This is a genomic window from Flavobacterium sp. (assembly GCF_044339515.1).
In the GTDB taxonomy this organism is placed as follows: domain Bacteria; phylum Bacteroidota; class Bacteroidia; order Flavobacteriales; family Flavobacteriaceae; genus Flavobacterium.
In genome coordinates, this window is record NZ_JBIIVK010000105.1 from 1 (window position 1) to 8,282 (window position 8,282).

Genomic DNA, 8,282 nt, shown 5'->3' on the forward strand with positions numbered 1-8,282 from the left:
CCATTACTCTTGGTTTAGTAATGGTGAGTGATGATATCTACTAACGCTCTCTGTTGATATAAATCCAACCAGTTTTGGCTTCAATGTTATTGAATTCTATCACAAAGTAGTATGTTCCATCGGGTAACTCATCGCCACTACTGCTTTGACCAAACCACTCGTTGCTGTAATTACCTCTATCATATACTTTGGTTCCGTAACGGTTGTAGATTGATAGTTTTCGAACATCAAAGTCGGTTAAATCAAAGAAATCGTTAGAACCGTCACCATTTGGTGAGATACCTTTTTGAATTCCGCAATTATTAATCACTACTTCAAACGATGTCTCATCATAACAACCACTTGGCGTGCCTGCTGATACATAAATCGTTTGACTCTCTTCTACAGCTTGTCCTGCAACTAACTGGCTGCCGGTTTGGTTAGGTCCTGTGTAGTAAACATTGCCTACGGCTATTTCTGGTAAGAAGTAACGGGCACATTCCTCCACATCGCTTAACTCATCTGCCTCTACTGTGATAAAGGTTACCGTAAAGCTAGATTCTGATGAACAACCTGCTAATGTGCCTGCTGCAAAGATATAAACTGTTTGTGGCGTGTTACTAACCTCAACTTGAGTAAGGATATTACCACCTCCGTTTGGTTGTGAATAATAAACTCCGTTGGTTAGTGTTGGCAATATGAATGCTCCATCGGCGGCACAAACTGTTTGGGCTACTCCCGGGTCTACTGCCGGACGGGCAATGATTTGAATCGTTACTGTTTGCTCCTCGGCACATCCTGTTGGAATAAAGGTAACCACTAAAGCGTTGTTGGCAACACTTGTGTCAACTAAACCTTCTGGCGAAATTCCTGCTCCACTCCATGTTCCTACTGTTCCTTCTAATGAAGTAGTTGGTAAGGTTAAGGCCTCTCCAACACAAACCGGATTGACAGGATTGAATGTTGATGGAGTTTTTGCGTTAACGGTAATATTCAATGTAATAGGACTAGCACATTGACCAGGGTTTGGTGTAAAGGTGTAAGGTGTTGTTCCTATTATTGTTGTATCAATTGTGCCAACATTCCATTGCCCTTGTATTGCATTGTCTGATGTGGTTGGTAAAGCATTTACTGCATCATCTTCACAATAGGTTAATGCTAAGTTAGCAAATAATGGTTCTGTTGGTGCATTAACGGTTACTAAAACGGTAGTGGTGTTATTACATGCTGCATCAGGTGTAAAGATGTATGCTACCGGCTCTGTGGTTGCTACCGAAGTATCAATTGTACCAATATTCCATGTTCCTGTAACACCATTATCTGATGTCGTTGGTAAAGCACTTACTAAATCATTTTGACAATAAGTTGTTTGTAATGAATCAAATGTGGCTACTACCGTGGCGGTAATTGTAACTGTAAAATTTACCACAATAGCACACGCAGATAATTCTTGATCAGGTGTAAAGGTAAAGGTAAATTCACCTCCCGCACTCGTGTCTACCACTCCTTCTGCCGTGATACCTGTACCACTCCAAACTCCAACTACACCATTTAATGACGTTGTTGGTAAAGTTACCGAAGCACCTTGACAAGCTGTTACCGAGTCGAATGAAGGTGTGATTTCGGAGGAAACAGTGACTAAAATTGTAACCGGAACAGCACATTGTCCCGCATCTGGCGTAAATACATAGGGTGCATCTTCAACTGCTACTGAAGTATCAATTGTGGCCGGATTCCATGCACCGGTGATTCCATTAGTTATAGCCGGTAAAGCATCCGGTGTTGCATTTAAACAATAAGCTGTGGTTATTGGATCAAATATAGGTGTAACCTCTTCGGTTACTGTTACTAACAAGGTAAATGGGTTTGCACATTGTCCTGCATCTGGAGTAAACACATACGGTGCGTCTACAACCCCTAACGATGTGTCAATCGTCGCCGGACTCCATAAACCGGTAATACCGTTTGTAGCAGTTGGTAATGCATCTGCTGTTGCTCCAATACAATAGGTTAATGTTATTGAATCAAAAATTGGATCAACAACATCAATAACAGTTAGCGTAAAAGTATGACTCTCATTGATTTCACAAACTCCGGTATTCGATGCTACTAAATAAGTAATCTCATAAATACCTGCCGCACTCGTTACTAAATCAATTACTCCTGAGGTAGTATCAATTGTTAGTCCAGGCGGTGTTGCTGAAAATTGTCCTGTTGTGTCAAAGTTTTCAGCAGGAAGCAGAACAGGATTAGATCCAGACTTACAATACTCTGTCTCATCATAGCTAAATTCTGTAATTGGTATAACAGCCTCTACTAATTCAACAGTAAAAGTGAACGATCCTCCATCTGTACAGCCTTGAGGTTCTAATGTATACAAAACTTCATATATACCGGGAGTACTAGTTCCTAAATTAATTTCTCCGGTCGTTGGGTCAATAACTAAACCGGTTGTAGAGGTAAACTCACCTCCTGAATTGAAATTGGTAGCTAAAGTAGGTTGTAAAAGACCACTTGAGCTTGCCACACAAATAACTGCCGGATTATATTCAAATTCTAAGACTGGTGTTATAATATCATCTCCAAAATTCAGGAAGAATGATTTAACTAAAGAACAAGTATTGGTTAAATCGGATACACGAATCCATATTTGTTGCCCATCTGTTCCTTCAAAAGCCTCGGGATTTTCTATTGGATTTTGTGGAACTAAAGCATCCGCTTCAGATAAATAATAACTGAATAAGAATAATGCAGGGTCAAACGTTCCAAGAACAACAGCATTATTTTGTGTTAAATCAAATATTGCAGTACCAGTAGTACTACAAGACTCTAGGTTAATTGGGTCGTTACTTGGGAATTCAATGATATAAACGATATCAACCGTTTTAGTCGTTGTAACTTCTTCACCTGGAGTACAAGTAGCATAGGTTGCAACGGCCTCCATTTCGAGTGTTAAAGACAAGTTTGTCTCTAACTCAAGCTGTTGTTCCGGTGTTAAAACAATTGAAATTTCCTCTTGGTCACTGTAAAAGGCTCCGTTCATTAACCATTGGAAATCAACATCCGATTCTCCATTTGGTAAGAATCTCCAAGCTTCATCAGTGGCAGACCATGTTCCTGTGTTACGCCCAGGAGGAGTATATCCCTCTGTACCTGTCGCGTTTTGAATTCCAATAACGCCACGTCCTCCATTCCATGATGGACAAGAAACTCTTCTTTGAACATAAACTTCAACAATATTTGAAATTTCATAAATTACAATTTGAGTTGTTTGAGCACCAACAACAGGGTCGTTATTACAAGTACCACTGAACTGAGCTACTTGAGAGTAATTTACAACTAAAGCTCTACAAGGGTATGTCCCTAAAACTTGGTAATTAATATTTGGGTTTGCAAAAGCATTGTTAACTGATGGGTCAATATCTTGGTAAACCCCATAAATAGCATTTAAAATCGGGAAAGTAGGATCCGGAACAGATTGTGTATATGACCAAGGACAGAATCCTTCATCAACCATTCCATTTCCAAATTGAACGACACCGTTAGAACCTACCTTTGCTTGAGTATAAGATTCCCCAAAGAAACAGAAGTTAAAAGGTAAATCAATCGCATCAGACCAAACGTCATCCGTATCAACAGAAGTTTGAATTCCACCAACAAATGGGAATGGAGGAGCATAATCAATTGCTTCAACAGCATATGAAGTGGTTGCTGCAATTCCGTAGAAAGAAGCTGACAAATCAACTGACTCTATAGTTGAATCAGGACAAACGACTACATTGCCATCAACTATATCAACCCCAACCCCAACTACATCTACAGATGCACATCCTGGTGGGATAAAGATTGAAAACTGTTCCGGACCAGCCCAAAAACTTTTATCATCATCCGAACAAATTGCTCTTACATAAAATTCATAAAATACGTCTTCTTCTGCAATGAAAGTATAACTTGGTTGGTCAACCGCAATACCTACCGCATTAGCTGCAGGGGCACCCGCTCCTAATGGTTGTATAAATACCTCCCATTGCGTTTCAGTTCCAACTGGTGTCCAAGTTAAATCTACAGAAAAAGATCCTATTTCTGTTTGTGGTAGTAAATCAATTGGAGAAGGACAAGTCACCAAACTTAAATTGATATTATCAATTGCAGCCGGTGGTTGTGTGCCTCCACTTCCGTCATTTCTCCACTCAAAAACCAATCGGATAGTAGTCCCAGCATAAGGAGCAAGTGACAATATATAGGCTTGGTTGGTGTAGTTTCCGTTTTGATTAAAGTTGGCTCCTAACTGAACCCCACCACTTGCTGCTGCTGTAATTTGAACCCCTTGTGTTGGGTTGAAAGAAGTTGGAACAATCCATACTCTAAAATAATCAAAAGTAGATTCTCCAAATGCTCTCCAATCAAAAGATAATGTACCTTCGTTTACTGCAGTTGGAATAGCAATGTCTCTGTAAGCTTGAACAACTGTTGCAGATCCCAACGAATAAGCATTTGAAGTTCCGTTATTGTTTGAAATATACATTGCTTGAGTGCCGCCGTTATTTGTAGCTGTACCAACTGTCCATCTATTAACAGATGATCCATTTACGAAAGACCAACCATGCGTTCCTTCAAACCCTTCAGAATAATTTAATTCTGCAGGAACTTGTGTAGTAATAAAAGTTGCAGGAGCGGTAGACCACTGACTAATACTTGTATCACTACAAATGGTTCTTACATATACTGTATAACCGGATGATGGAGTTAAGGTTTCCATTAAAAATGGATTATCTGTAGTCACATTTCCGTTATCTGTGTCTGCAGGAGCTGGAGAACCCGCAGGTACAACAATTACTTCGTAATTATCAAAACCAGGTATAGCAGCCCAACTAACTTCTGCATTTTGTTGTCCAACATTTGAAACAACAATGTTGCTTGGTGGAAGACATTCAGGAACACCACACTCAACTAATGAGTCAGTATATAAAACTGTTCCGGCCAAACCTCCTGAAGCAACATTCATATTGTAGACTATTTGAGCAGAGTCATTTATAACTTGTACTCGCACTTCATTAGTGAACCCTCCTGCAACACTCCAAAACAAATCAAAAGGTAAACCATTACAAAGTTGAACAACGAAATCAACTGGGTTTTGATTATCTGCATCAGTTGGACCAGTTATGGTAGCCACAACAATTCCGTTTTGTCTAACTTCCATGATATTACCATTCCAACTATCCCCGAATGTATCTTGTGTTCGAATGATATAAGCACATTGGTCGGCTAAATCACAAATAGCCGTATTAAATGTCAAAGCATTTGACCAGTTACCGATTCCGGTTGGACAAATTGCTCTAATATATACGTCATATAATGTACCAGACTCTAACCCTTCAATTAAAAAAGGATTATCTGTCGTTAAAGTTCCGGTATCAGTAGCAGTAGGTACGGTTGAAGGAGATGGCAACCAAATTACTTCATATTCCGTAATTCCCGCAACAACATCCCATTGAACTTGTGCAGAATCTGCAGAAATTTGACCTACAACTGTTGCTAAACCTGTTGGAGCCAAACATTCCGGCACACCACATTCAACTAGTGAATCAGTATATAAAACTGTTCCGGCTAAGGCACCAGAAGCAACATCCATACTGTAAACAATCTGATCTGAATCGTTTATAACTTGTACTCGAACTTCATTAGTAAACCCTCCGGCAACACTCCAAAACAAATCAAAGGGTAAGCCATTACAAAGTTGAACTACAAAATCAACTGGGTTTTGATTATCTGCATCAGTTGGACCAGTTATGGTTGCAACAACAATTCCGTTTTGTCTAACTTGCATGATATTGCCATTCCAGCTATCTCCAAAAGTGTCTTGGGTTCTAATGATATAAGCACATTGGTCGGCTAAATCACAAATAGAAGTGTTAAACACAGTAACTGGTGTCCAATTACTTGGTGTTGGTGTTGCACAAATAGCTCTAACATATACATTATATATAGTAGCTCCTGTTAATCCTTCTATTAAGAAGGGAATATCTGAAGTAATTGTTCCTGTACTTGCTCCATTAGGTGCAGGTGAACCATTTAGTAATACAATTACTTCATATTGAGTAATTCCTGGAATCGGAGTCCATGAAACCTCAGCTGATACATCACTTATATTTGCAACCGTTACACCTGCGGGAGGTAAACAAGCTGGGAATTCACAATCCACGGTGCCGCTGTACAATAAAGTATTTACTAATCCTGCAGAGGCAGTACTCATATTATATAATACTTGGTCAAAAGGATTTATTATTTGAACGCGAACCTCTGCCGGAAAACCTCCACCAACAGTCCAAAACAATTCAAAAGGAACACCGGTACAAAGTGAAACTGTTACATCAACTGGTCCGTTTCCGGCAGTAAAGTTTTCCCCTATTGTAGCAATCACAATTCCATTTTGTCTGATTTGCATTCGGGCACCATTCCATCCATCGCCAAAACTATCACTCATGCGGAATGTATACAAACATTGTTCATTAGCTTCACAAAGTGTTGTATTGAAAAGGAAGGGACCTGCCCACTCGCTAAACGTACCTTCTCCACAATCTCTTCTTACCCAATATTGATATTGAGTTGATCCAACTATCGGAGTTCCATCAAATAATGTAGTAACATTTAAATTTTGAAAACTGTTGGTTTGAATTCCAGCTCCATTTGGTATTGCAGAGCCCGCCGTTTGAACAACATATTCCCAAGATGTAGCTCCGTTTTGATCCCAACCCAACACAGCAGAAGTTAGTCCTCCAACAGCTGTTAAGTTAGTTGGAGCCGGACATGGAACAACGGTAAGATCCAATGTATATGCAATTGTATTTGGTGTTCCATTTGTAGAAATTACAATATAATAAGTTTGACCAGAAACAACCGGTAAATTAATAATACGAGGTGTTCCGTCAGTACCGGATGCTCCTGCAATACAACTCACCCCAACATTAGCACAACTGTTATAAATAAACAAACCTGAATTGTTTCCGGTTGGAGTCATAGTGATATTTACCACTCCGTCAAAATCAGCTGTGTAGCTATAGAAAACATCGTTACCGTTTAAAAAATTTCCGGCTGCTCCACAACCTGCACCTGGCCCACCATCTATATTATCTTGATAATTAGCTGTGTTATCGGTTGTAGAATAAGGTAAACCACTATCGATTGGAATAGCAGAATCACACGTTAATCCCGGTGAGGATGTTGTAAAATTCACTGGCCCAACCCATTCACTACTACTTTCAGAACAGATTGCCCTAACATATACTTCATATTGGGTAGTAGGGTTTAAATTAGTTGGCGAATAGGAAGTTCCTGGTCCTACTTGAACACCAACTCCAGTAGGAGTATTTGGAAACTCAACAATTTCTACTTCAAAAAGTTGAGCACCACTTGGGTTATCCCATGTAATGGTAGCTCCAACTTGGCTAATCATCCCTACTTGTATATTTTCAGGATTTAAACATCTTTCTACTACACGAACGTCATCCACAATCCATCTATCTCCGGTTGGAGCCGCTGTGGGTTGTGTAACGTTTAATACAAATGCGATAAAAATATTTTGTCCTTGAAAACCAGTAAGGTCTACTGTTTTCTCTTCACAAATATTAAACACCTCCGTTAACTGAGCTTCTGTCCAAGAAGCAACAAGTTGAAAACCACTAAATTGATCAACAGTTGAAACCCTTATCTGATAGGTTGTATTTTGAAACCCATTAATTGTTGAACGAGTTGAAAACACAAGTTGACCATTATCCGGTACTGTAACCGCTGAGGAGACTAACCATTTTTCGGAAGTGTTTCCTACCCCAATATTTTCAGTACCATTCACAAAAGCTGAAATGGTTCCTTCACAAACAATTGGAGGTGTTGCTACGGTGTTTACGGTAGTCCATTGGTTATTACCGAATGCATTGTTGTATCTTGCCCAGCCTGTCGGTATTCCTCCCTCAAAATCTTGAGGAATCTGAGAATACGCAACCGTTCCTGTCATGATAAACAACAGTAAAAGTAATGTAATTCTTTTCATAAAATGAAAGTTTAGATTGTTTTGTAATTTTTTTTCGTAGGTTTAGAGAGCCAAATTTAACAAAAATTAAGAATTATGTAACATTATTTTAATTTTTAACTAAATAATTCAACAATAATAGTTGAATTGTTTTTTGATTGTCCGCAATTACCCATAATTAAATAAAAAGCCTTATATTTGATAAAAAAAAGCGATGAATTTATTCAGTTTTACGGCAAATTTTGGAAGTGAAGAAGCTTGTAGACTTCATTTTAAA

The 8,282-nt window shown here is 39.0% G+C and carries 1 protein-coding gene; it reads right to left on the reverse strand.

Annotation, left to right across the window (positions count from 1 at the left end; translation table 11 throughout):
* Positions 1-40: 40 nt before the first annotated feature.
* Entirely contained in the window at positions 41-8,026 is a 7,986-nt protein-coding gene (locus ACIQ0M_RS15475; protein WP_396153854.1) for a fibronectin type III domain-containing protein, read from the reverse strand.
* Positions 8,027-8,282 lie beyond the last annotated feature (256 nt).

Bases quoted from the DNA above. Each gene is read 5' to 3' on its own strand.
- ACIQ0M_RS15475 (WP_396153854.1), bottom strand. From the start codon at position 8,026: ATGAAAAGAATTACATTACTTTTACTGTTGTTTATCATGACAGGAACG.